The organism is Pseudomonas sp. NFACC04-2, assembly GCF_900119265.1.
In the GTDB taxonomy this organism is placed as follows: Bacteria; Pseudomonadota; Gammaproteobacteria; order Pseudomonadales; family Pseudomonadaceae; genus Aquipseudomonas; species Aquipseudomonas fluorescens_AA.
The window spans coordinates 14702-36181 of the sequence record NZ_FPJC01000021.1 but is presented as its reverse complement, the minus strand read 5'-3'; the positions used below and the strand labels follow the sequence as shown (position 1 = coordinate 36181).

General features: G+C 61.0%; 27 protein-coding genes. 25 read left to right on the top strand and 2 right to left on the bottom strand.

What is annotated here, in order from left to right:
* Positions 1–5: 5 nt before the first annotated feature.
* The 24 genes from BT125_RS22885 (at position 6) to recX (ending at position 19110) form a co-directional block, all read left to right on the top strand.
* Positions 6–1022: a contractile injection system protein, VgrG/Pvc8 family gene (locus BT125_RS22885; protein ID WP_072410625.1), complete on the top strand. Its 1017-nt coding sequence runs from the start codon at positions 6–8 to the stop codon at positions 1020–1022.
* 274 nt (positions 1023–1296) lie between these two features.
* A complete protein-coding gene (locus BT125_RS22880; RefSeq protein WP_072410623.1) occupies positions 1297–1881 on the top strand; it encodes a phage tail terminator protein in 585 nt (194 codons plus the stop codon).
* The gene (locus BT125_RS22875) at positions 1878–2060 is read left to right on the top strand and encodes a DUF2635 domain-containing protein (protein WP_003198311.1); all 183 of its coding nucleotides are present in this window, start codon (positions 1878–1880) and stop codon (positions 2058–2060) included. The genes BT125_RS22880 and BT125_RS22875 overlap by 4 nt, the downstream gene beginning before the upstream one ends.
* On the top strand, positions 2060–3556 hold the full coding sequence (locus tag BT125_RS22870; protein ID WP_072410621.1) for a phage tail sheath subtilisin-like domain-containing protein: 1497 nt from the start codon (positions 2060–2062) through the stop codon (positions 3554–3556). The genes BT125_RS22875 and BT125_RS22870 overlap by 1 nt, the downstream gene beginning before the upstream one ends.
* Positions 3557–3623: 67 nt before the next feature.
* Complete coding sequence (locus BT125_RS22865; RefSeq protein WP_003198314.1) at positions 3624–3971, top strand: phage tail tube protein; 348 nt, start codon at positions 3624–3626, stop codon at positions 3969–3971.
* Positions 3968–4264 (top strand): phage tail assembly protein, encoded by a 297-nt coding sequence (locus BT125_RS22860; RefSeq protein ID WP_045155211.1) that lies wholly within the window; start codon positions 3968–3970, stop codon positions 4262–4264. The genes BT125_RS22865 and BT125_RS22860 overlap by 4 nt, the downstream gene beginning before the upstream one ends.
* A gap of 130 nt (positions 4265–4394) precedes the next feature.
* On the top strand, positions 4395–5969 hold the full coding sequence (locus BT125_RS22855) for a phage tail tape measure protein (RefSeq protein ID WP_072410619.1): 1575 nt from the start codon (positions 4395–4397) through the stop codon (positions 5967–5969).
* The gene (locus BT125_RS22850; protein ID WP_072410617.1) at positions 5956–7194 is read left to right on the top strand and encodes a DNA circularization protein; all 1239 of its coding nucleotides are present in this window, start codon (positions 5956–5958) and stop codon (positions 7192–7194) included. The genes BT125_RS22855 and BT125_RS22850 overlap by 14 nt, the downstream gene beginning before the upstream one ends.
* 3 nt (positions 7195–7197) lie before the next feature.
* Positions 7198–8238: a phage baseplate assembly protein gene (locus tag BT125_RS22845; protein WP_072410605.1), complete on the top strand. Its 1041-nt coding sequence runs from the start codon at positions 7198–7200 to the stop codon at positions 8236–8238.
* Positions 8239–8473: 235 nt separating this feature from the next.
* Positions 8474–8983, top strand: a complete 510-nt coding sequence (locus BT125_RS22840; RefSeq protein WP_072410595.1) for a phage baseplate assembly protein V — start codon at positions 8474–8476, stop codon at positions 8981–8983.
* Positions 8983–9381, top strand: a complete 399-nt coding sequence (locus BT125_RS22835; RefSeq protein WP_072387841.1) for a phage GP46 family protein — start codon at positions 8983–8985, stop codon at positions 9379–9381. Before BT125_RS22840 ends, BT125_RS22835 begins: the two co-directional genes overlap by 1 nt.
* A complete protein-coding gene (locus tag BT125_RS22830; RefSeq protein ID WP_072410594.1) occupies positions 9371–10411 on the top strand; it encodes a baseplate J/gp47 family protein in 1041 nt (346 codons plus the stop codon). Before BT125_RS22835 ends, BT125_RS22830 begins: the two co-directional genes overlap by 11 nt.
* Positions 10399–10998: a YmfQ family protein gene (locus BT125_RS22825; protein WP_072410592.1), complete on the top strand. Its 600-nt coding sequence runs from the start codon at positions 10399–10401 to the stop codon at positions 10996–10998. The genes BT125_RS22830 and BT125_RS22825 overlap by 13 nt, the downstream gene beginning before the upstream one ends.
* Before the next feature lie 10 nt (positions 10999–11008).
* Positions 11009–12160, top strand: coding sequence for a phage tail protein (locus tag BT125_RS22820; RefSeq protein ID WP_072410590.1), 1152 nt, complete (start codon positions 11009–11011; stop codon positions 12158–12160).
* Positions 12157–12666: a phage tail protein gene (locus BT125_RS22815; RefSeq protein WP_072410588.1), complete on the top strand. Its 510-nt coding sequence runs from the start codon at positions 12157–12159 to the stop codon at positions 12664–12666. The genes BT125_RS22820 and BT125_RS22815 overlap by 4 nt, the downstream gene beginning before the upstream one ends.
* A gap of 25 nt (positions 12667–12691) precedes the next feature.
* The gene (locus BT125_RS22810; protein ID WP_072410586.1) at positions 12692–13786 is read left to right on the top strand and encodes a phage tail protein; all 1095 of its coding nucleotides are present in this window, start codon (positions 12692–12694) and stop codon (positions 13784–13786) included.
* Positions 13787–13793: 7 nt separating this feature from the next.
* Positions 13794–14354, top strand: coding sequence for a tail fiber assembly protein (locus tag BT125_RS22805; RefSeq protein ID WP_072410805.1), 561 nt, complete (start codon positions 13794–13796; stop codon positions 14352–14354).
* Between the two features lie 119 nt (positions 14355–14473).
* Positions 14474–15373, top strand: a complete 900-nt coding sequence (locus tag BT125_RS22800; protein ID WP_072410584.1) for a gp53-like domain-containing protein — start codon at positions 14474–14476, stop codon at positions 15371–15373.
* Complete coding sequence (locus BT125_RS22795; RefSeq protein WP_072410571.1) at positions 15374–15820, top strand: phage tail assembly chaperone; 447 nt, start codon at positions 15374–15376, stop codon at positions 15818–15820.
* Between the two features lie 24 nt (positions 15821–15844).
* Positions 15845–16408, top strand: coding sequence for a glycoside hydrolase family 19 protein (locus BT125_RS22790; protein WP_072410559.1), 564 nt, complete (start codon positions 15845–15847; stop codon positions 16406–16408).
* Positions 16390–16926, top strand: coding sequence for a lysis system i-spanin subunit Rz (locus BT125_RS22785; RefSeq protein WP_072410557.1), 537 nt, complete (start codon positions 16390–16392; stop codon positions 16924–16926). Before BT125_RS22790 ends, BT125_RS22785 begins: the two co-directional genes overlap by 19 nt.
* A gap of 71 nt (positions 16927–16997) precedes the next feature.
* A complete protein-coding gene (locus tag BT125_RS22780) occupies positions 16998–17498 on the top strand; it encodes a CinA family protein (protein ID WP_072410555.1) in 501 nt (166 codons plus the stop codon).
* Positions 17499–17581: 83 nt separating this feature from the next.
* Complete coding sequence (gene recA / locus BT125_RS22775) at positions 17582–18634, top strand: recombinase RecA (protein ID WP_003198351.1); 1053 nt, start codon at positions 17582–17584, stop codon at positions 18632–18634.
* An 8-nt stretch (positions 18635–18642) separates the two neighbouring features.
* On the top strand, positions 18643–19110 hold the full coding sequence (gene recX / locus BT125_RS22770) for a recombination regulator RecX (RefSeq protein ID WP_072410553.1): 468 nt from the start codon (positions 18643–18645) through the stop codon (positions 19108–19110).
* Between the two features lie 47 nt (positions 19111–19157).
* Here recX and BT125_RS22765 read toward each other — a convergent pair whose 3' ends face one another.
* Entirely contained in the window at positions 19158–20276 is a 1119-nt protein-coding gene (locus BT125_RS22765; protein WP_072410551.1) for an LOG family protein, read from the bottom strand.
* Between the two features lie 454 nt (positions 20277–20730).
* Between BT125_RS22765 and BT125_RS22760 the strand changes: the two genes are divergently transcribed.
* Positions 20731–20925 carry a hypothetical protein gene (locus BT125_RS22760; protein WP_072410549.1) on the top strand — a complete coding sequence of 65 codons (195 nt, stop codon included), beginning with the start codon at positions 20731–20733 and terminating at the stop codon, positions 20923–20925.
* On the opposite strand, the gene BT125_RS22755 is transcribed toward BT125_RS22760, so the two are convergent.
* Positions 20926–21348, bottom strand: coding sequence for a quorum-sensing-regulated virulence factor family protein (locus tag BT125_RS22755; protein WP_003198359.1), 423 nt, complete (start codon positions 21346–21348; stop codon positions 20926–20928). It lies immediately after the preceding gene.
* Between the last annotated feature and the right edge of the window lie 132 nt (positions 21349–21480).

Genomic DNA, 21480 nt, shown 5'->3' with positions numbered 1-21480 from the left:
GCGACATGTCATTGGGTTTCACGCCTGCGGTGGAAATTTATGGCGCGAACGCCGCGCTGCTCAACGAACGATTGCTCAGTTGGAGCCACGTCGATGCGGCGGGAATCGAGTCCGACCAACTGACGTTGACGATCAGCCTGGAGGGGCTTGAAGGCTTGCCCAGCCTGGGCGGGAAAATCGGTCTGCGGGTCGGTTATCTGGAGTCGGGGTTGGTGGACAAGGGCGAGTTCGTCATTATCCGGCGCACGCCGACGCTGTTCCCGTTGCGCCTGACCTTGGTGGCCATGGCCGCGCCGTTCAGTGCGGCGGACCAGACCGGATTCAAGCAGCGCCGCTCCGTCAGCCATGGCCCGACGACCTTGGGCGCGCTGTTTCGTCAATTGACCTCCAGGCATGGCTTTTCTCCCCGTGTGGCGCCGGACTTGTCGCTGATTAAGATCGAACACATCGACCAGTCCAACGAAACCGATATGGGGTTCCTGACGCGCCTGGCTCACCGTTATGACGCGGTCGCCAAGCCGGTCAACGAGTTGTATGTACTGGCGCGACGCGGTCAGGCGAAGTCGTTGTCGGGCAAAGTCCTGCCGCAAATCAAACTGTCGGTGACGACGAATAATCGTCCAGGCGACCAGGCTTTTATCTCGGCCGTCCTTGATGAAACCGCCCGGGCGAAATACCAGGGTTGCAAGACCCGTTGGTGGGACGCGGCAACCGGCACATTGCGAGTGGAGGAGAGCGGCATCGCGCCGTTCAAGACCCTGCGCCAACGTTTCCAGAGCGCCAACGATGCCCGCGCCGCCGGTGAAGGGGAGGTGCGTCGGATGATGCGCGAAGCACTCAAGGTGAAGATCGAATGCCCGGGCAACCCGGGGCTGTCGGCGGAAGGCATCGTGCTGCTGGACCCCTCCTGGCCGGACTTCATGCGTGGTCGCTGGTCGATCGATAAAGTCACCGCCTCCGGTGACCGTGCAAACAGCTATCGCTGCAAGATTGACGCGACCTGCCTGGATGCCAGGGCCTGACCTCATCGTCCCTGTGGGAGCGAGCCTGCTCGCGATTGTGCTCTGACATTCAACATTTGCACTGACTGACACGCCGCCATCGCGAGCAAGCCCGCTCCCACAGTTTTTGTTCAGCGTTGCACATACCTTTGCGCCCAACCGAGTCCTCCTGTGGGAGCGGGCTTGCTCGCGAAGACGCCGGCACATCCGACATCAATGCTGCCTGACCCACCGCTTTCGCGAGCAAGCCCGCTCCCACAGGGGAGACTCGCACCTTCAGATACTGGAGTCCCCCATGAAGATCACACCGATCCTCACGCAGTTGCGTGAGCAATGTCCGACGCTTGCCCAGCGTGTGGCCGCATGTTTTGACCTCGCCACGCTGCAAGCCGAGACCCCGCTGCAAACCCCCTGCGCCTATGTCCTGCCCACCGCCGACATCGCCAGCAAGAGCGCGGCTCAGAACGTCACGCTGCAAGCGGTGCGTGATCGCTTCGATGCCGTGCTGGTGCTCGACGCCACTGACGCGACAAAAGCGCTGGATCTGTTGCACGACCTGCGGGCCGAACTGTGGCGGGCGCTGGTGGGGTTCAAGCCGGGCGCTGAGTACACCGGCATCGAGTACGACGGCGGTGAGCTGGTTTCCCTCAACAGCAGCCGTGTGGTGTACCGGCTGCGTTTTTTCGCCGAGTTCCAGCTGGGCCGCAATCTGGCGAGCCAGCCTGCCGAAAGCTGGCACGAGCGTGAACTGGACGGCTTGTCGTCCTTTACCGGGGCCACCGTGCGGGTCGATGCCATCGACCCGGCGGACCCCAACCTGAAACGTCCCGGCCCCGACGGGCGCGTGGAACTGACTTTCTCTGGAGACGTAACCCCATGAGCAAACGCATCACCGTGCTGCCGGCCCCGGGCCGTGCCGTACCGGACCCGGAAGCGGGCGATCTGTTGCCCCTCGAGGGCCGTGAAGTGCCGGACAACGCCTGGTGGCGTCGACGTCTGGCCGATGGCGATATCACTACCAAAGCCGTGAAAGCGGCCAAACCACAGGGAGCCAAATAATGGCGATCGGATTCAGCAACATTCCCGCGGACATTCGTGTTCCGCTGTTCTACGCCGAAATGGACAACTCGGCGGCCAATAGTGCGTCATCGGCCATGCGCCGGTTGATCGTCGCCCAGGTCAACGACAATGTCGCCCCGGCCGATGTCGGCAAACTGGTGCTGGTGTCCAGCGTCGCGCTGGCCAAGAACATCGGCGGGCAAGGCTCGATGCTTGCCTCGATGTACGAAACCTGGCGCAAGACCGACCCGCTCGGTGAAATCTGGTGCCTGCCGCTGCACAACGTCGAAGGCGCCATCGCCAAGGGCGTGCTGACCTTCACCGGCACCGCGACTGAAAGCGGTGTGCTCAACCTGTACGTCGGCGGTGTGCGCGTCCAGGCCGCCATCGTCAACGGTGCCACGGCGGCCCAGGCCGCCACTGCGCTGGCCTTGAAAATCAACGCCGCCGCCGACCTGCCGGTGACCGCTGTGGCCGCCGAAGGCGTCGTGACGCTCAGCGCCAAATGGACCGGCGACAGCGGCAACGACATCAGCCTGCAGTTCAATCGCCTGGGCAAGAGCAATGGCGAAGACACCCCGGCGGGGCTGACCACTGCCATCAACGCGATGACCGGGGGCGCCGGTGTGCCGGACCAGACCGCTGCCGTCGCGGCCCTGGGCGACGAGCCTTTCGAATTCATCGCCATGCCCTGGTCCGACGTGGCGAGCCTCAACACCTGGCAAGCGGTCATGGACGACAACACCGGCCGCTGGTCCTGGGCCAAGCAGTTGTTCGGCCATGTCTACAGCGCCAAGCGCGGCACCATTGGTACCCTGGTTGCCGCCGGACAGGCGCGCAACGACCAGCACATGACCCTCCAGGCCCTGGAGCTGGGCGTACCGCAACCGTTCTGGGTCCAGGCCGCTGCCTTGGCGGCTCGCACGGCGGTGTTCATCTCCGCCGACGCCAGCCGTCCGACCCAAAGCGGCAGCCTGCCAGGCCTGGACCCGGCACCGGCCAGCGAGCGTTTCACCCTGACCGAGCGCCAGTCGCTGCTCAACTATGGCATCGCCACGGCATATTACGAAGGTGGCTACGTACGCATCCAGCGCTCCATCACCACGTATCAGAAGAATGCCTTCGGCCAGGCTGACAACTCCTACCTGGACAGCGAAACCATGCACCAGTCGGCGTTCATCGTGCGCCGTCTGCAAAGCGTGATCACCAGCAAGTACGGCCGCCACAAACTGGCCTCCGACGGTACCCGTTTCGGCGCCGGCCAGCCCATCGTGACCCCGAGCACCATCCGCGGCGAACTGATCGCGCAATACGCCAAGCTCGAACTGGAAGGCCACGTGGAAAACGCCGAACTGTTCGCCGAACACCTGGTCGTCGAGCGTGACAGCCAGGACCCGAGCCGGGTCAATGTGCTGTTCCCACCGGACTACATCAACGGCCTGCGGGTGTTCGCGCTACTCAACCAATTCCGCCTGCAATACGACGACGCCGCCTGACGGTAGCACTCAGTCGCATGCATTCAGCCCATCTTGCGTGGGCTTTTTATTTGAAGGGAGAAACACCATGGGTCAACTGATTGCGGGCACCTGCTACGTCAAAGTGGACGGCGCTCAATTGACCATCAATGGCGGCTGCGAAGCGCCACTGATGTTCACCAAACGCGAAACCGTCGTACCGGGTTTCTACAAGGAAACCGACATCGCCCCGTCCTTCAAGGTGACGGCCCTGCACACCGCGGACTTCCCGCTCAAGCAGCTGGTCGCCGGCACCGACATGACCGTCACCTGCGAATTCAACAACGGCAAGGTCTATGTGTTGGCCGGCGCCTACCTGGTGGAAGAGCCGGTGTCCAAGGGTGACGACGCCACCATCGAGCTGAAATTCGAAGGCATCAAGGGGACTTGGCAATGACCGATGTCGTGACGCTGCGCGTGGCCATCGAGGCCCACGGCGAGCCGCTGAGCGAACTCACCCTGCGCCGTCCGACGGTGCAAGAGGTCCGGGCGATCAAGGCGCTGCCCTACAAGATCGACAAGAGCGAGGAGGTGAGCCTGGACATGGACGTCGCGGCCAAATACATCGCGGTGTGCGCCGGCATCCCACCGTCGTCGGTCAACCAGTTGGACCTGGCTGACCTCAACGCCCTGAGCTGGGCCGTCGCGAGTTTTTTCATGAGTGCGGCGTCGCAGCCATCGGCGACCTGATCGCCGCCGCCTATGACCTGGCTTGGTTCTGGAAGGTTGACCCCGAACAGATGATGGCCAGGCCACTGGATGTGCTCCGCGAATCTCTGGAGCACGCGCAACGGATCAATGCGATGCAGCAGGTGCAGTGATGGCAGACACACAAAAGGTAGAGAGAAAAGCGGTGCTGCTGACGGGCATCGACGAGCTGTCACCCAAGCTCGCCGGCCTTCGTGCGAAGGTCGCGAGTTTCAAGCAGAACCTCGACGCCACGGGTCTGGGCAGCCTGGATATTTCCGGTCTGTTGCCCAGCGGCGGCCTGGCCCAGCCCTTTATGGACGGGCTCAAGTCGGCGCTGGCCTTCAAGGACGAAGCGGGCGCCGCGAGCGCGGCGGCCAGCGCCGTCCAGGCCCCTGAAGCGTCCCGTGTAGCGGCACAGAACCTGGATGGATTGAAGACTTCCATCAGTAACGTGTCGGTGCAGTTCGGCTCGGCCTTGGGGCCAGCGGTCAACGCAGTGGCGGTCAGTTTACAGCCCATGGTCAGCGGCGTGGCCCAGGTGCTGCAGGACAACCCGCAACTGGTACAGGGCCTGGCGAATGGCGTCGTGGCGTTCAACGCGATTCAGATGGCGGTCAGCGGCGCGAGCCAGGCGTTCGAAGTGGTGAACCTGGCCTTGAAGATGAACCCCATCGGCTTGATTGCCATGGGCATCGCCTTGGCGGCCGGGATGATCATCGCCCATTGGGAGCCGATTTCAGCGTTCTTCGCCGGACTCTGGCAGAGGCTTGCGCCGATCGTCCTGCCGATGGTCGAGTTCTTCAAGACGATGTTCGCCTTTACCCCGATGGGGCAGGTGATCAGCAACTGGGGGCCGATCAGCAGCTTTTTTGGCGCACTCTGGAATGTGATCGTGGCGGCGGCAACGCCGGTCATCGGTTTCATGCAGACGTTGTTCGCCTGGTCACCCTTGGGCTTGATCGTTGCCAATTGGGCGCCCCTGACCGGGTTGTTCGCGGCGATCTGGGACCTGCTCAAGGCCTTGACCGTGCCGGTGATGGACGCCTTGAAAGGCCTGTTCGACTGGACGCCGTTGGGACTGATCATGGCCAACTGGGGCACGATCGGTGAAGTCTTCGCCGGGATCTGGGAGGGCGTGCGCAACCAGGTGTCAATCATGCTGGCGGTGTTCAGCGGCCTGTTCGACTGGTCACCCATCGAGGGTCTCGTCAAGCAGTGGGGGCCGGTGGGCGAGTGGTTCAGCCAGTGGTGGAACGAGTTGCAGGCGGTGATCGCGCCGATCAAGGCGTTTTTCAACGGCGGCTTCGGCGAGATGATCACCTCGTTCACCGGCAAGGTCGAGGGCTTGACCGAGGCGCAGCGCGCCACCAACGCCGAAGGCAAAGGTGAGCTGGCGCCGGCGTTTTTTGGCGCGTCCAACGAGCAGCCTCCGGGCCTGTCGTCCAGCCTGGCGCCAGCATCCGCCAACGTTCCGGCGAAGACCTCGCTGGCGCCGGGTACCTTGCCACAAACCTCCAGCGCCCTGGTGCAACAAAGCGCGGCGAACAATCGTACGCAACTCGAAGGCGGCCTGACCGTGCGCTTCGAAAATGCGCCGGCCGGGTTGCGCGCCGACCCACCACAGACCAATCAACCGGCCCTGGCGGTGAGTTCGCGCATCGGCTATCGCTCACTGTCCACAGGAGGCTCCAATGAGCTGGCGTGATCGTTTGTTGCCGGCGTCGTTTCGAGGCGTCGGGTTCTGGGTCGACCAGGCGAAAACCCCGGTCGGCCACAAAGGCCAGTTGCATGAATATCCACAGCGTGACCAGCCGTTTTTCGAGGGGCTCGGCCAGCAGGCGAAGACTCATGAGCTGACTGCGTTCATCGTCGGCCCCGATTGCCTGGAGCAGCGCGACAAGCTGCTCAAGGCCTTGGAGCAGGGCAGCGGTGAACTGGTGCATCCGTGGCTGGGGCGCCTGCAGGTCAAGGTCGGCGAGTGCGACATGACCCAGACCCGTCAGGACGGCGGGCTGGTGACGTTCGCCCTGAAGTTTTACCCCGACCAGCCGCTGCAATTCCCTTCGGCCACGATCAATAGCCAGAAACTGCTGCTGGTTTCGGCCGACAGCTTCCTCGGTTCGGCGGTGCGGCGCTTCGAAGACGCCATGACCTTGATCAAGGCCGCACGGATCGGCATCGCTGACCTGCGCAACAGCCTCAAGGAAATCTACGGCGTGATCGAGCAGGAGCTCAAGCCGTTGATCGAGACCTATCGGCAACTCAGCGATCTGGTCAAGGCGGTGAAAACGTTGCCTAAGGAGGTGGTGGCCGAGTTCAAAGGGTTGCTGGGCGATATTCGGGAACTGAAGGACTTTGCCCGTGACGGCTATCGCGGCGTGATCGCCAGCGTGTCGCAACAGGTGGAGGCCATTCGCAAGGCCGACGCGCCCAAACTCACGACGGGCAAGGACACCACGGCGGCGGCCCAGGCCGTGGCCGACCTGGTGCAGGACACGCTGCTGGTGCAAGCCGCGCAATGGATTGCGGCGATGCCGGTAGCAGCGCCTGCGGTCAAGTTGGGCGCCACGCCGTCGGTGGCGCAACAGGCCGTGCAACCGGTCCGGCGCCGGGACGTGCCGGTGGCCGACGATGTGCTGGCCCTGCGCGATGGCCTTAACGATGCGATCTGGCAGGCCTCCCTCAAGGCTGATCCGGAGCACTACCAGGCGATGAACAACCTGCGCCAGCAAATGGCCGCGCACCTGACGGCGGTGGCGTCTTCAGGCGTCAGGCTGATCAACCTGTCGTTCAAGCAAAGCCTGCCGGCGCTGGTAGTGGCGTATCAGCAATTCGCCGATGCCACCCGGGTGACGGAAGTGACCCAGCGTAACGGCGTCGCCCATCCTGGTTTCCTGCCGCCCAATGACCTGAAAGTCTCGGGGGAGTAAGCCATGAACGAGCTCGACAACGCTGTCTCGCTTACCGTCGGCGGATTGGATTACGGCGGCTGGAAAAGCGTGGAAATCAGTGCGGACCTGGAGCGCCAGTTCCGCACCTTCAAACTCGATATCACCTGGCAATGGCCGGGGCAGACCCAAGCGGTGCCGATCCGTCCGGGCGATGAATGCCAGGTGCGCATTGGTGCCGACCTAGTCCTCAGCGGTTATGTGTTCAAGGCACCGGTCAGCTATGACGGCCGGCAGATCAGCCTGAGCATTGAAGGCGGTTCCAAAACCCAGGACCTGGTGGACTGCGCGGCGATCAACCGTCCGACTCAATGGCGCGGGCAAACGCTGCTGAGCATCGTCCAGGCCCTGGCATCGCAATACGGCGTGGGGGTTGTCAGCGAGATCCCTGAAACCGCGCGGTTGAGCGAACACAGCATCGTGCCGGGGGAAACGGTCTTCCAATCCATCGACCGTTTACTGACGTTGTTCCGAGTGTTTTCCACCGATGACGCGCAAGGGCGTGTGTTGCTGGCCAAACCCGGCAGCGGTGGGCGGGCCAATGATGTATTGGAACTGGGCAAGAACATTCTGTCGGGCAACGCACCGATGGACTATAGCCAGGTGTTCTCCGAATACCGGGTCATCGGCCAGCACAAGGGCAATGATCAGCAGAGCGGGGCGGCGGTAAGTGAAGTCTCTGGCACCGCCACCGATCTAGGCTTCAAGCGCAAGCGGGTGACGGTGATCAGCGAGAGCGCGCAATTGACCTTCGAACTGGCCCAGCAACGGGCCGATTGGGAAAGCGCCATCCGCAGCGGCAAGGCCCTGACCACCACCTACCGCGTGCAAGGCTGGCGCCAGGCCAATGGTGACTTGTGGCGGCACAACACCTTGGTACGGGTGATCGACCCGGTGCTGGGATTCGACGGTGACATGTTGATTTCCAAAGTGACGTATTCGCTGTCGGCCCAAGGCTCCGTCACCACCCTGCAAGTCGCACCGCCGCATACCTTCGACGCCAACCCGGTGCCGCCCAAATCCTGAGCCCAATGCAAAACTCCTTGTGGGAGCGGGCTTGCTCGCGAAAGCGGTGGGCCAGCTTGCATCGATATTGGCTGTCCCGACGCCTTCGCGAGCAAGCCCGCTCCCACAGTACTTCGAGACCGCCTCCAAAGTGTCCGCCCACTACAGATCCCTTGCTCGCGATGGCGGCAGTTTAGCCGATGGAGACGTTGATCCGAACACCGCGTTCAAGTCCCCGATTCTCAAGGAAACCTCAATGAGCCTACTGACCCGCCTCCTGGCGCGCGGCACTGTCGTGCTCGCCAATTCGGCCACCAAGTTGCAGTCGCTGCAAATGCGCCTCACCGCCGGCGAAGTGAACGACGACATGGAGCACTTCGAACCCTACGGCTTCACCAGCAACCCGCTGGCCGGTGCCGAGGGCATTGCCACGTTCCTGGGGGGCGATCGTTCCCATGCCGTGGTCCTGGTGGTCGCCGATCGCCGCTTCCGTCTCCAGGCCCTGGCCCCCGGCGAAGTGGCGCTCTACACCGACGAAGGCGACAAGCTCCACTTCAAGCGCGGTCGTGTCATCGACATCGAGACTGCAACCCTGAACATCCGCGCCAGTAGCGCGGTGAACATCGACAGCCCGGTCATCAACCACACCGGCAAGATCGTCTCCCAAGGCGACCAGATCGCCGGCGGCATCAGCCAGATCAAACATGTGCATGTCGGCGTACAGGCCGGCAACGGCCAGACCGGCGCGCCGGCGGGAGGTCAATGATGTTCATCAGCCAGAACCTGCACGCCGCGCTGACCCGTTCGGTGCTGATCAGCCTGTTCACTTGGCGCCGCGCCGCCGATGACGATGCCGTCGACGATGACGAACGTTTCGGCTGGTGGGGCGACACCTTTCCCACCGTTGCCGACGACCGCATCGGCTCGCGGCTGTGGCTGTTGCGCCGGGTCAAGCTGACCCGCCAGACCCAGCTCGACGCCGAATTCTATGCCCGCGAGGCCTTGCAATGGCTGATCGATGACGGCCACTGCAGTGCCATCGACATCATCAGCGAACGCCTCGACGCCCAGCGCCTGAACCTGCGCACGGTCCTGACCCTGGCCGACGGCGAGCGCCTGGACATCAACCCCGATAACAGTTGGCAGGTGACCTATGCCGTTTGAAACCCCTTCGCTGCCGGTGCTGATCAAACGCGCCCAAAGCGACCTGGCCAGCGATTCGCTGCGCCAGTCCGATGCCCAAGTGTTGGCCCGCACCCTTGGCGGCGCCGCCTACGGCCTGTATGGCTACCTGGACTGGATCGCCGAGCAGATCCTGCCGGACAAGGCCGATGAGTCCACCCTGGAACGCATCGCCGCCCTGCGCCTGAACCAGGCGCGCAAAGCGGCCCAAGTAGCCAGCGGCAATGTCAGCTTCAGCGCTGCGGCAGGTGCCGTGCTGGATGTCGATACGCTGCTGCAATCCACCGATGGCCGCATTTATAAAGTGACCACCGCCCGCACCACCAGCAATGGCCTGAACACCGCCACCGTCGCGGCGCTGGAAGCCGGTAGCCTGGGCAATGCCGATGCCGGCCTGGTGCTGACACCGGTGCAGCCGCTTCTGGGCATCGACAATCGCTTCACCGTGCTGGCGCCGGGGCTAACCGGCGGTGTTGCCCGGGAAAGCCTTGAGTCCCTGCGCGCCAGGGTGATCCGTTCCTATCGCGTGATTCCCCACGGCGGTTCGGCCCAGGACTATGAAACCTGGGCCCTGGAGTGCCCCGGCATCACCCGTGCGTGGTGCCGGGGCAGCTACCTGGGGCCAGGCACCGTCGGCCTGTTCGTGATGCGGGACGACGATCCGCAACCGATCCCCAACGCCGAGCAATTGGAAGACGTGCGGGCCTACATCGAGCCCTTGCGCCCGGTGACCGCTGAGCTGCACGTGCTGGCGCCGACGCAGGTACCGGTGAACTACAGGCTGCGCATCACGCCGGACACCAGCGCCGTGCGGGCCGCCATCGAGGCCCAACTGCGCGACTTGCATAACCGTGAAGCCGGCCTCGGCGAAACGCTGTTGCTCAGTCATATCGCTGAAGCCATCAGCAGCGCCACCGGCGAAACCGACCACAAACTCAGCGCGCCAGTCGCCGATGTCGTCGCCGCCAGCAATCAGTTGCTGACGTTCGGAGGCTGCACATGGCTGGAATAAGAACCGCCGAACAGTACCAGGCCCAACTGCGCAGCCTGCTGCCCAGCGGCCCGGCATGGGATCCGGAGCACGTACCGGAGCTGGACGACGTGCTGCAAGGCATCGCCCAGGAATTGGCCCGCCTCGACGCCCGTGCCGCCGACCTGCTCAACGAGATGGATCCGGCGGGCGTGAGTGAGCTGGTGCCGGACTGGGAGCGGGTGATGAACCTGCCGGATCCGTGCCTCGGGGCCACGCCGTTGTATGACGATCGCCGTCTGGCGGTGCGCCGACGGTTGTTGGCGGTGGGCAGCCAAGCCATTGCCTACTACGTGGAAATCGCCAAGAGCCAGGGTTACCCCAACGCCACCATCACTGAACTGAAGGCGCCGCGCATGGGCCGCGCCCGGTTCGGCGAAGCGCATTTTGGCACCTGGCAGGCGCAGTTCATGTGGACCCTCAATACCGGTGGCCGGCTGCTGCTGGGGCGGCGTTTTGGTGCGAGCTATTGGGGCGAGCGTTTTGGCGTTAATCCGGGCTCGGCCCTGGAGTGCCTGATTCATCGCAGTGCACCGGCGCATACCAAGGTTCACATCAATTATGACTAAGGAATAGAAGATGGATTATCCGAAGAGTGTGCCCAGCGCCGGGCTGGTGAATGGGAAGTTCGTGGATGAAAACCCGCTGACCGGGACGCCGGGGTCGTTGATTCCGGCGGATTGGGGAAATGGGGTGACGGAGGAAATTCTGAACGTCATCAAGGCGGGTGAGCTGACGCCGGACGAGCAGAAATATGATCAGTTGCTGCAAGCAATTCGCAGTGTGTCGGCCAGGGGATGGACGCTTGATTCTGCTTTGCCGATAAGTTCGCTGCCCATGCCGACCGTGGCCAGTACTGACGGACGTCTGGTGGTGACTCCCTCTGCGGTTTCAACCAGCGGCGGACGCGTTTCGATTCCCGCGGGCGTATTGATTGGCCTGGGACAGGAAGTGGTGCCGGGACAGCTGGGCAGAGTGCGTACCTTTACCACTCAGGCATGGAGCAGCGGCGATCTATTGCCGACCTCTAGCTACTTCTTGCGAGCGCAGGTGAGCGGTGGAACGCTGACCTTCTACACGCAGCGCGGAGCCCCTCATGACTCGGCCCCCGAGGGGCTGAAGGGTATCGCCAATGGCGCTGCGGGCGGGGGCTTTCAGTCGACCCCGCTAGACATTTGCATTGCCTGGATAGTGACAGCTGGACCCGGATCGGTACCTGTCGTCAGGCTGATCTACAACCGTGCCCGGTTACTGTGGACACAGACCGTCAATGGCAGCGGCGTGGTTTCACTACCGCTTGATCCTCACGCCCGGGCGGCACGTTTGATAGTGGGTAATCCGACGCCACACCCCACTGGCCTTACAAGTGTTGGTTTTGCTCCGGGCGGATGGCTCGGTGGTAACTACTGCTCGTTGAATCCCACGGTGGGGACATCCAGTAATTGGGATGGTTGGTCCTCCGCCGGTGCGCCGGCCTTGATTTTTTCCAGCAATGTCGTTGGCGATACTACCGTTTCGACTTTGACGGCCAGTTTTGATCACTCCGAACTACGTTCGCTGTGGCAGGTATACCAAGCCGAACATACCCTTGGGGCCGCAAATGCTGCTAGTGACGAGTTGCTATTCAGCATGGGCATCAAGACCTTTGCGCAATCGGACTATTCCAACGGCATTGCAATCAACTTTTCCGCTGCTGTTAACGTTAATTTTTCCTGGGAGTTGATTCGATGAACGTCATTCAAGAATTGCATCAGTTCGAGGAAGGGCTGCGTCCCGCGCGGCCTTCTCCAGCCCATGACTGGAACGGTGACAGTTGGGTGCTGGATGTTGAGAAAGCGGGTGTGCTTATACAACAGGAAGGCGAACGCCTGTGCGACAAGATCGATTCCGCTGCCGACAGCGCCCGTCGCGCGTTGGCCGGTGATCCCCTACGCGCCCTGGAATATCAACAAGCGGCCCTTGAAGCGCAGGCCTTCAAGGATCAGGGCTACCCGAAAAAAACCGTTCCGTTGTCGGTTTCTGCCTGGGTCGTAAAAGGGCGCACAGCCAGGCAGGCGGCGGATCAGATTCTCGCCAAGGCCGCTGAATTTGAAGCGAACCTGCTGGCGCTTCGCGAACTGCGCCTCAAGGCCAAGGCACAGATTCGCGCACACATGGCCAAAGGCAAGGCGGATCTTGCCAGCCAAGTGGCTGATGAGGTGCTTGCGACTATCCGAGCGCTACCTCTTCGCGCTTGAACCCATCCATAGAGAGCAATAAAACATGGATTATCCAAAAAGTGTTCCCAGCGTCGGGCTGGTGAACGGTCGGTTCGTGGATGAAAACCCCGTCGAAGGCTCGCCGGGATCCCTGATCCCCGCCGTGTGGGGCAACAGCGTCACACAGGAAATCCTGGGGGTGATTTCTGGCGCCGATATGGCGCCATCCGAAGCAGACACCCAGCAGCTTTTTAAAGCCGTTCAGAAGATCATCGGTACGACCACCCCTACGCGTTCGGTGATTACACGTCTGGCCCTGTCGAAGGCGCTGACGGCAAGTGAGCTGGGTCTCGTATTGATTGACGCCAATGCTGGCGCCACTACCATCGGGTTGCCCTCGTCCAACGTCGGGCTGGGTGTTCGAGATGTCATCATTCGTCGCCTGGACAACAGCGGTAATCGTCTCGTGGTTCAGGCCGCCGGCGCGGACCGAGTCAAGTTCCACACCCACCTTTCGGCTGTCGGTTATCCATTTATCGTATTGATGGGCAGTGGAGACTGGTGGCATTTGCGCAGTGACGGTGCCGGGAACTGGTGGCCCATGGGGCGCTTTGACAACACTCCCTTGGGACGCCCGTTTTTTGAAACGACTATCCAACTGAGCCCGGGAGGTTACGGAGCGCTAAATGGCACAGTCATGAAGCGTGCTGAATGGCCATGGCTCTGGGATCACGCCCAACAGTCCGGAATGCTCGGCACCGAAGCCACTCGGGAGGGGAACGAAGGTAAATGGAGCTCCGGTGACGGGGCACTTACTTTCCGTGCGCCGGAAGGACGGGGTGAGTTTCTGCGAATTCTGGACGAAGGGCGTTCTGTGGACACGGGACGGGCGATGGGGACCTTTCAACCCGGCACTGTCCACTCTCATGCGCTAGGGGCGCAAGGGGCTGGTGCGGTTGGATCAAGATGGTCCGATAGTCTTACCGGTTTCGGTGCCAATACCCGCGAGGAAATCAAAATCATCGGAGATTTGGTAAACGGCGGCCCGACTTTCCCTGCTGGGACCTCCTACCAGATGGATCCGGCCAATACGCTGCTCTACTCGTTCAAGTCTCGCCCGCGTAACGTCGCCTATCCTGCGCGTATGAAACTAATCTGAGGTGTCTGTGTTTTATTATCTATTCGATAAGTCCGGCGCATTGTCCGGGCCCGTGGAGTTTTCCGTAACGCCGGGTATTGGCGTTCAGATTCCCAGCAATGCTGTTGAAATTTCCTTTGAGCTCCCCCCGCCTGAAAGCGGCCGTACGTGGGCGCTGGTGAATAATGTTCCTCGAGAGGTGATTGATCATCGCGGTCTGGTTTATCGCATAGAAGATGGAGGCCAGCAGGTCTGGAGCGAACTTGGAGAGTTGCCGGCTGCGTTCACAAGGGAGCCCTGGCCGGGTAATTACCACATTTGGGCAAACCAGTCCTGGCAGTTTGATGTTGAGTCACAGCTGAACGACGTCAAGACTCGGGTCCTGGCCGAACGGGATGCTCTTCTTCGCGACGCAGTTCTGCGTATCGCTCCCCTGCAATACGCCGAGGACATCGGCGATGCGAGCGATCAGGAGCAACTGGCGCTGATGGAATGGAAGCTTTACAGCGTCGAATTGAACCGCATCCAGCATCAAACCGGTTTCCCAACCGACATCACCTGGCCGGTCGTGCCTGAGTCCGCTGTTTAAACCCAATACAGGTTGGACGGCTAAAAAACGCTCATTTTTCCCAGGCGCTGTTGGTGCGAGTCAACAGGCGAGGCCTTCTATTGCCGTTTTCGACCGTTTGAAATTTAAAGGAGAGGAACTTGGATTATCCCAAAAGTGTGCCCAGTGCGGGCCTGGAGAATGGTCGGTTCGTGGATGAGGATCCACTGGCAGGTACGCCGGGATCATTGATCCCCGCCAGTTGGGGGAATGGCGTCACGCAAGAGGTGCTTAATGTCATTCAAGCCGCCGGGTTGACACCGTCGGAACAACTGAACAATCAGTTATTGACAGCATTGCGAGGCAGCGGGTTATTCACCACCGCTCCACAGTTCGACAACGACAGATCCGTGGCGACTACGGAGTTCGTGAGACGCAGCGGGCTCCAGTATTCCGGCTTTACTGCATACGCGACCAATACCGCGTTGACAGTGGCTCACATCGGCGGGGTCGTCAGTTTCGCTAGTGCGACACCGATCAGCGCCACGTTGCCCGATACAGCCGGAGTCATGCATGGGGCGACGCTCAACCTTATCAATGTGGGAACCGGCGTGGTGACCGTTTCGACGGCCTCGGCTGTCGATACGATAGGTTCGTCAAGTGCGGCATTGGGACCGATCGATCTGGGGCGGGGTGAAACAGCGGAGTTCATCAAACTGGACAACCAATGGCGGTTGATCGGCGGCACCATTCTGCTGAAGTACACCTCGTTGTTTTCTGGCCAGCTCGGTAATCCGGGTTACCAGAAATATGCCAGTGGAAACATCGACCAGTGGGGCTTCGGTACGACCGATGCCAATGGCGAGGTCTTCGTCACTTTTCCCATTTCCTTTCCCAACGCCTTCGTCTCGGCAGTGGCGACTCACGCGGGCGGCGACTCAGCCATCGTGATTGTGGTGGGCGGGACAGCCACACGGCAAGGCGTACGTCTGAAAGTCCGAAACTATGTAGGGCAAGTAGCGGCTGGATGGGGTGTCACTTATTTCGCGAAGGGTTATTGAATGAACGAATTGAGCGTGTTGTTCAGTCCAAGTACCTGCGGAGCTTATGTTCCGGGTATCAATACTTCAGACATTCCCGAAGATGTCATAGAAATCCCGCGGGCTTATTGGCTCTCGCTGCTTCAACAACTGGCCGTTTCGCCCAAGAGAATCTCAGTCAACCCAGACAACGGTTACCCTATTCTCATAGATCCGCCTCCTCTGACGGCGGCCCAGGCTACTGCGAACGAATATGCCTGGCGCAACGGCCAGCTTACGGCCACCGACCGCCTGGTAGCCCGGGATCGCGACGAAATGGACGATGGCGGCGGTACAACCCTGGACCAAACGCAATACACAGCGCTCCAGGCTTACCGTCGCGCTCTCAGGGATTGGCCGCAGGATGAGTTTTTCCCGGCCATTGAACATCGCCCGGTTGCGCCGCCCTGGCTGGCTGGGCAACTTTAATAATCTGTTTTCTATGGTCTGAGCATGGACGTTACCCAACAGCAACTCATCAAAATCATGCCTAACGCCCGCAGCCAAGCGGGCGTTTTTGTTTCCGCGCTTAACAGCGCCATGCCCCGTCACCGTATCGAAACGCCTAAACGCATCGCCGCGTTTCTGGCGCAGGTCGGCCATGAATCGGGGCAATTGCGCTATGTGCGCGAACTCGGCGGTGATCAATACCTCAGCCAGTACGACACGGGACCGTTGGCCGTGCGCCTGGGCAATACGCCCCAGGCCGACGGAGACGGTCAGAAGTACCGAGGCCGAGGGTTGATTCAGATAACCGGGCACGACAACTACCTTCGTTGCAGCCTGGGTTTGTTTGGCGACGAACGCCTGTTGGCTTTGCCGGAGCTACTGGAACAACCGCAATGGGCCGCTGAATCCGCGGCGTGGTTCTGGGAGCAGAACGGCTTGAACGAACTGGCCGACCGCGATCAATTCAATACCATCACCCGCCGCATCAACGGCGGTTTGAACGGCTTGGAGGAGCGCCTGCAACTCTGGGCGCGGGCGAGGGCAGTGTTATGCCAGTCTTCGGCCTGATGCCTTTTTCTGCTCGCACCCTTGGCATTGTCGTTTTGCTGGCAGTGTTGGCGGGTGGTCCGGCAATGCTCGCGTGGCGCCTCCAGGATTGGCGTTATGGCCAACAATTGGCGCAACTGGCACAAGCCCAGACTGCGACGTTGAGTCAGATAAGCCAGGCGGCCGCGATGCAGCAAAAGGCCGAGCAGGACAAACGCCTCGCCCTTGAACAACAACTCTCCACCAGCGAACAAACCCATTACCGAGCCCTGAGCGATGCCCAACGTGACCAGGATCGCCTGCGCGATCGCCTTGCTACTGCCGATGTCCGGCTGTCAGTCCTCCTCGACGCCGGCGATGTTGCCGCCGGTTGTGCAGTGCCTGCCGCCACCGGCGCCGGCGGCCTGGATCATGGCGCCCCACGCGCCCGACTTGACCCGGCGCATGCTCAACGAATTATCGCCATCACCGCCGCCGGTGATCGCGCACTGATTGCCTTGCAGGCCTGTCAGGCCTATATCAGAGCGCTGGGTCGGTAATCCGGCGAGCCTTGCAAGCGTCGACTGCTCGTGTACGGTAGGCCTCAATCGCGTGGAATCAGGAGAGCACCATGGACGACATTACCGAACTGGCCGCTGAATTGGGCAGACGCCTGCAGTTGCTCAATGCCCACGTCACCACGGCCGAGTCCTGTACGGGCGGCGGGATTGCCGAGGCGGTTACCCGGATTCCCGGGAGTTCGGCCTGGTTCGAGGCCGGTTATGTCACCTATTCCAATCGCCAGAAGAGCCAGCAGCTGGAGGTGCCGGCCGAGCTGTTCGAAAAAGTCGGGGCGGTCAGCCGCGAGGTGGTCGAGGCCATGGCACAAGGCGCCCAGCGCAAAAGCCTGGCGCGTTTTGCCGTGGCGGTCAGCGGGGTGGCCGGGCCGGACGGGGGCTCGCCGAGCAAGCCGGTGGGTACCGTATGGCTCGCCTGGGCCGTCGGCCAGACGCTGATCAGCGAACAGCGCTTCTTTCCAGGCAACCGCGACGAGGTCCGCCGACAAACGGTGAAGGCCGCGCTAGAGGGGCTGCTGCAACATGCCGCTGTAGAAATCTCAAATCAGGGGTAGGCGATCCTCAATCGCTGTGGAATAATACTGGCTACTTATACAGGTGTTGGCCGTCAGGCCTTATTGATTACGTGAGGACTTTAATGGACGACAACAAGAAGAAAGCCTTGGCTGCGGCCTTGGGTCAGATCGAACGTCAATTCGGCAAGGGTGCCGTAATGCGTATGGGCGATCAGGACCGTCAGGCTATTCCTTCCATCTCCACCGGCTCCCTGGGCCTGGACATTGCGCTTGGCATCGGCGGTCTGCCAAAAGGCCGAATCGTTGAAATCTACGGTCCTGAGTCTTCCGGTAAAACCACACTGACCCTGTCCGTGATCGCCCAGGCTCAAAAAGCCGGCGCGACCTGCGCCTTCGTCGATGCCGAACACGCTCTGGACCCGGAATACGCCGGCAAACTGGGTGTCAACGTCGACGACCTGCTGGTTTCCCAGCCGGACACCGGCGAGCAGGCCCTGGAAATCACCGACATGCTGGTGCGTTCCAACGCGGTTGACGTGATCATTGTCGACTCCGTGGCGGCGCTGGTGCCAAAGGCTGAAATCGAAGGTGAAATGGGCGACATGCACGTGGGCCTCCAGGCTCGCCTGATGTCCCAGGCCCTGCGCAAGATCACCGGTAACATCAAGAACGCCAACTGCCTGGTGATCTTCATCAACCAGATCCGTATGAAGATCGGCGTGATGTTCGGCAGTCCGGAAACCACCACCGGTGGTAACGCACTGAAGTTCTACGCCTCGGTTCGCCTCGACATCCGCCGTACTGGCGCGGTGAAAGAAGGTGATGAAGTGGTCGGCAGCGAAACCCGCGTCAAGGTCGTGAAGAACAAGGTGGCTTCGCCGTTCCGTCAGGCCGAGTTCCAGATTCTTTACGGCAAGGGCATCTACCTCAATGGTGAGATGATCGACCTGGGTGTGTTGCACGGTTTCGTCGAGAAGTCGGGCGCTTGGTACGCCTATAACGGCACCAAGATCGGTCAAGGCAAGGCCAACTCGGCCAAGTTCCTGGCGGATAACCCGGAAGTTGCCGCTGCCCTCGAGAAACAACTGCGTGACAAACTGTTGAGCCCGGTCGCAGACGTCAAGTCCGTGGCTAATCGCGAGACCGCTGACGATCTGGCTGACGCTGACATCTGATCGATCCGATGACCGTCGTACTCGATACCCTCGTCGCGGTGCGGCGAACCGCGATGGACCTGCTCGCCAGGCGCGAGCACGGTCGGGTCGAGCTGACGCGTAAACTGCGTCAGCGCGGCGCGCCCGATGAATTGATCGACACGGCCCTCGACCGTTTGACTGAAGAGGGCCTGCTGTCGGAGTCCCGTTACCTGGAAAGCTTCGTCGCTTATCGCGCCCGCTCCGGCTACGGTCCTTTGCGCATTCGTGAGGAGCTGGGCCAGCGTGGTTTGCAACGCCCGGATATCGAACTCGCCTTGCGCGAAAGCGGTATCGACTGGCAGGAGCAATTGACGGACACCTGGCGTCGTAAGTTCTCCGGGCATTTGCCTATCGATGCACGAGAGCGAGCCAAGCAAGGGCGTTTCCTGGCGTACCGAGGCTACTCCATGGAAATGATCAACCGCTTGTTCAGCGGTCGCGGCATGGATGATTGAATAAAAAACGGCCCGCTATTTCGATAGCGGGCCGTTTTTTTATGGGTTCAGGTTACCTTGATCGGCTCCCAGGTAAGGGGTTGGGGCTTTTGGGCAGGTTGGGCCCAGTTTTCCGGCAGGTTGATGTAGTCCACCAATTCCCTCAGGCGACCATGATTACGGGCGTTGAAGGTAAACGTTAGGCGTGTCAGATGACTGAACCTGGCCTCGTCGTGCTCTTCACCGCTGTAGTCATGTTGATGAAAACAATCGTTCAGGCACAGGTCGGCGAAATTTACCTGCATCTGCTGCAGTGCCTGTTCGCTTAGCTTGTGATTCATGCGGATCACGAACTGATGCTTGAGCCAGCGACTGGAGTGGAAGTTGCGGTAGAACTGGTTGATCTCTTCCACGGCCTCTTCGGCGTTGTACACCAGGCGCATGAGCTTCATGTCGGTGGGCAGGATGTAGCGATTTTCCTCCAACTGCTCGCGGATAAAGTCCAGGGCGCTTTGCCAGAACTTGCCCCCGGGAACATCCAGCAGGACCACCGGTACCAGTGGGCTTTTACCGGTCTGGACCAGCGTCAGGACTTCCAGCGCCTCATCAAGCGTGCCGAAACCGCCAGGGCAGAGCACCAGTGCATCGGCCTCCTTGACGAAAAACAGCTTGCGGGTGAAGAAGAAGTGGAACGGCAGCAGGTTCGACGTGCCTTCAACGGTCGGGTTTGCGTGCTGTTCGAAAGGCAGGGTGATATTGAATCCCAGGCTATGGTCACGTCCCGCGCCTTCATGGGCAGCGGCCATGATGCCACCGCCGGCACCGGTGATGACCATCATGTCCGAGCGGGCCAGCGAAGCGCCCAATTCTCGGGCCAGGCCGTACAGCGGATGTTCGATAGGCGTTCGGGCCGAGCCGAAAACCGTGACCTTGCGCCGGCCCTTGAATTGTTCGAGCGTACGGAAGGCGTGTTCCAATTCCCTCAAGGTCTGCAGCGTGATCTTGGCATTCCAGCGGTTGTGATCTTCCTGGGCCATGCGCAGCACAGTCAGGATCATGTCACGGTAAATGGGGAGGTTGGGGCTGTTGGGAGACACCAGGTTGAGTTGTTCTTCGACCTTGTGGGTAAGGTCGTGGCCGTGGTTCTCAAAATGACGACTGAGCAGGTCATTCGGTTTATAAGGCATTCAACTTCTCCTTCTTAACAGGACCCTGGCCCGGATGAGAGATTCATCAGGACCACGACACTTCGTGTGTCGTCGTCAGCCCAGGCAGCGGCCTGGAGGTTGACCTGGCTTGACGCGGTCTGCAGCAGAGCGACCAAGCCATCCAGCGGGTTCTGTTTTTCCCTTTTAATGAAAACAAGCACACCAAAGTGTTGGCCGGGCAGCCTCTTTCTGCCCGATGCAAATACTCAGAGTACTTTTGAATCTAGCCGATCTTTGCTGTCCTGATCATGGCGCTCAAAAGTGACCGTTGGCAACCGCTGGATAAGTGCACCGCCATATCGTGCCGCTCGTCAGATTGCCGGCCGGGTGCGTGCCGCTCTGATTTACTGATAACAAGCGTGGCAATGCAATTTAGCGCTCAGGGCTGGTGCTACGTGATGGATTGAAGCGGACGGGCATGGAGGCGGGAGAGATGACCAGGGTGACTCTGGAGCTCGACAGGCAGTTGTACTTGATGTTGTTGGAATCGGCACAGGCCAATCGGGTGAGTCTTGAAGAGGAATGCTGTCGTCGACTGGAAGGGCGGGCATGGCGCTCGCGCTACCTGCAGGCGCTGGTGGCGGAATTGCGCGCCGACGATGAGCAGCGGCGCGCAAGCTCGGGTTGATCACTTCTTCGTCTTGGCGGGTTTCGGGCAATCCGATTCCTGGAAGCGTTCGGTCGCGACCGGGCGGTTGGTCTTAACCTCGGTGAATTCGTAGCGCATTGTCGCGCCCTTGGCCATCAACTTGCGGAAGCCCGGATTGGTGCACACCGTGGAGCCCAGCTGAAAATACACGGCCTTCGGATCGGCACGCATTTTTTGGGCATGGCTGCTTTGCACGCTGAGGTGGTTGATCAGCTCGGTGCCTTCGACGGTATACCCCTGGTCGAGAATGTCTTCGTTGATCGCCCGCGGCGTACCGACGCTACTTTCCTTGGCAACGTTCTGCAGCATCTTGTTCAGTTCGAGTTCTTTCAGCGAGGCAGCCTGAGCGCTGAAGGACGTCGCCAGCAGAACGGCAACGGTAGGGACGATAAGGCGCAGCATGAAACTCTCCTGGTTCAGTGACTGGTGGTTCGACCGATCACATGACTGTGCGTTCAGTGGCCGGGGATTATAGGGGAGCCCGGGTGGACGGTACAGGCTCGTGCGCTCTGGTAGACTGCCGGCCTTTATTGC

What these genes read in the sequence shown, in the direction of transcription:
- BT125_RS22885 (WP_072410625.1), top strand. Translation starts at nt 6, where the DNA reads ATGTCATTGGGTTTCACGCCTGCGGTGGAAATTTATGGCGCGAACGCC.
- BT125_RS22880 (WP_072410623.1), top strand. Translation starts at nt 1,297, where the DNA reads ATGAAGATCACACCGATCCTCACGCAGTTGCGTGAGCAATGTCCGACG.
- BT125_RS22875 (WP_003198311.1), top strand. Translation starts at nt 1,878, where the DNA reads ATGAGCAAACGCATCACCGTGCTGCCGGCCCCGGGCCGTGCCGTACCG.
- BT125_RS22870 (WP_072410621.1), top strand. Translation starts at nt 2,060, where the DNA reads ATGGCGATCGGATTCAGCAACATTCCCGCGGACATTCGTGTTCCGCTG.
- BT125_RS22865 (WP_003198314.1), top strand. Translation starts at nt 3,624, where the DNA reads ATGGGTCAACTGATTGCGGGCACCTGCTACGTCAAAGTGGACGGCGCT.
- BT125_RS22860 (WP_045155211.1), top strand. Translation starts at nt 3,968, where the DNA reads ATGACCGATGTCGTGACGCTGCGCGTGGCCATCGAGGCCCACGGCGAG.
- BT125_RS22855 (WP_072410619.1), top strand. Translation starts at nt 4,395, where the DNA reads ATGGCAGACACACAAAAGGTAGAGAGAAAAGCGGTGCTGCTGACGGGC.
- BT125_RS22850 (WP_072410617.1), top strand. Translation starts at nt 5,956, where the DNA reads ATGAGCTGGCGTGATCGTTTGTTGCCGGCGTCGTTTCGAGGCGTCGGG.
- BT125_RS22845 (WP_072410605.1), top strand. Translation starts at nt 7,198, where the DNA reads ATGAACGAGCTCGACAACGCTGTCTCGCTTACCGTCGGCGGATTGGAT.
- BT125_RS22840 (WP_072410595.1), top strand. Translation starts at nt 8,474, where the DNA reads ATGAGCCTACTGACCCGCCTCCTGGCGCGCGGCACTGTCGTGCTCGCC.
- BT125_RS22835 (WP_072387841.1), top strand. Translation starts at nt 8,983, where the DNA reads ATGTTCATCAGCCAGAACCTGCACGCCGCGCTGACCCGTTCGGTGCTG.
- BT125_RS22830 (WP_072410594.1), top strand. Translation starts at nt 9,371, where the DNA reads ATGCCGTTTGAAACCCCTTCGCTGCCGGTGCTGATCAAACGCGCCCAA.
- BT125_RS22825 (WP_072410592.1), top strand. Translation starts at nt 10,399, where the DNA reads ATGGCTGGAATAAGAACCGCCGAACAGTACCAGGCCCAACTGCGCAGC.
- BT125_RS22820 (WP_072410590.1), top strand. Translation starts at nt 11,009, where the DNA reads ATGGATTATCCGAAGAGTGTGCCCAGCGCCGGGCTGGTGAATGGGAAG.
- BT125_RS22815 (WP_072410588.1), top strand. Translation starts at nt 12,157, where the DNA reads ATGAACGTCATTCAAGAATTGCATCAGTTCGAGGAAGGGCTGCGTCCC.
- BT125_RS22810 (WP_072410586.1), top strand. Translation starts at nt 12,692, where the DNA reads ATGGATTATCCAAAAAGTGTTCCCAGCGTCGGGCTGGTGAACGGTCGG.
- BT125_RS22795 (WP_072410571.1), top strand. Translation starts at nt 15,374, where the DNA reads ATGAACGAATTGAGCGTGTTGTTCAGTCCAAGTACCTGCGGAGCTTAT.
- BT125_RS22790 (WP_072410559.1), top strand. Translation starts at nt 15,845, where the DNA reads ATGGACGTTACCCAACAGCAACTCATCAAAATCATGCCTAACGCCCGC.
- BT125_RS22785 (WP_072410557.1), top strand. Translation starts at nt 16,390, where the DNA reads ATGCCAGTCTTCGGCCTGATGCCTTTTTCTGCTCGCACCCTTGGCATT.
- BT125_RS22780 (WP_072410555.1), top strand. Translation starts at nt 16,998, where the DNA reads ATGGACGACATTACCGAACTGGCCGCTGAATTGGGCAGACGCCTGCAG.
- recA (WP_003198351.1), top strand. Translation starts at nt 17,582, where the DNA reads ATGGACGACAACAAGAAGAAAGCCTTGGCTGCGGCCTTGGGTCAGATC.
- recX (WP_072410553.1), top strand. Translation starts at nt 18,643, where the DNA reads ATGACCGTCGTACTCGATACCCTCGTCGCGGTGCGGCGAACCGCGATG.
- BT125_RS22765 (WP_072410551.1), bottom strand. Translation starts at nt 20,276, where the DNA reads ATGCCTTATAAACCGAATGACCTGCTCAGTCGTCATTTTGAGAACCAC.
- BT125_RS22760 (WP_072410549.1), top strand. Translation starts at nt 20,731, where the DNA reads ATGACCAGGGTGACTCTGGAGCTCGACAGGCAGTTGTACTTGATGTTG.
- BT125_RS22755 (WP_003198359.1), bottom strand. Translation starts at nt 21,348, where the DNA reads ATGCTGCGCCTTATCGTCCCTACCGTTGCCGTTCTGCTGGCGACGTCC.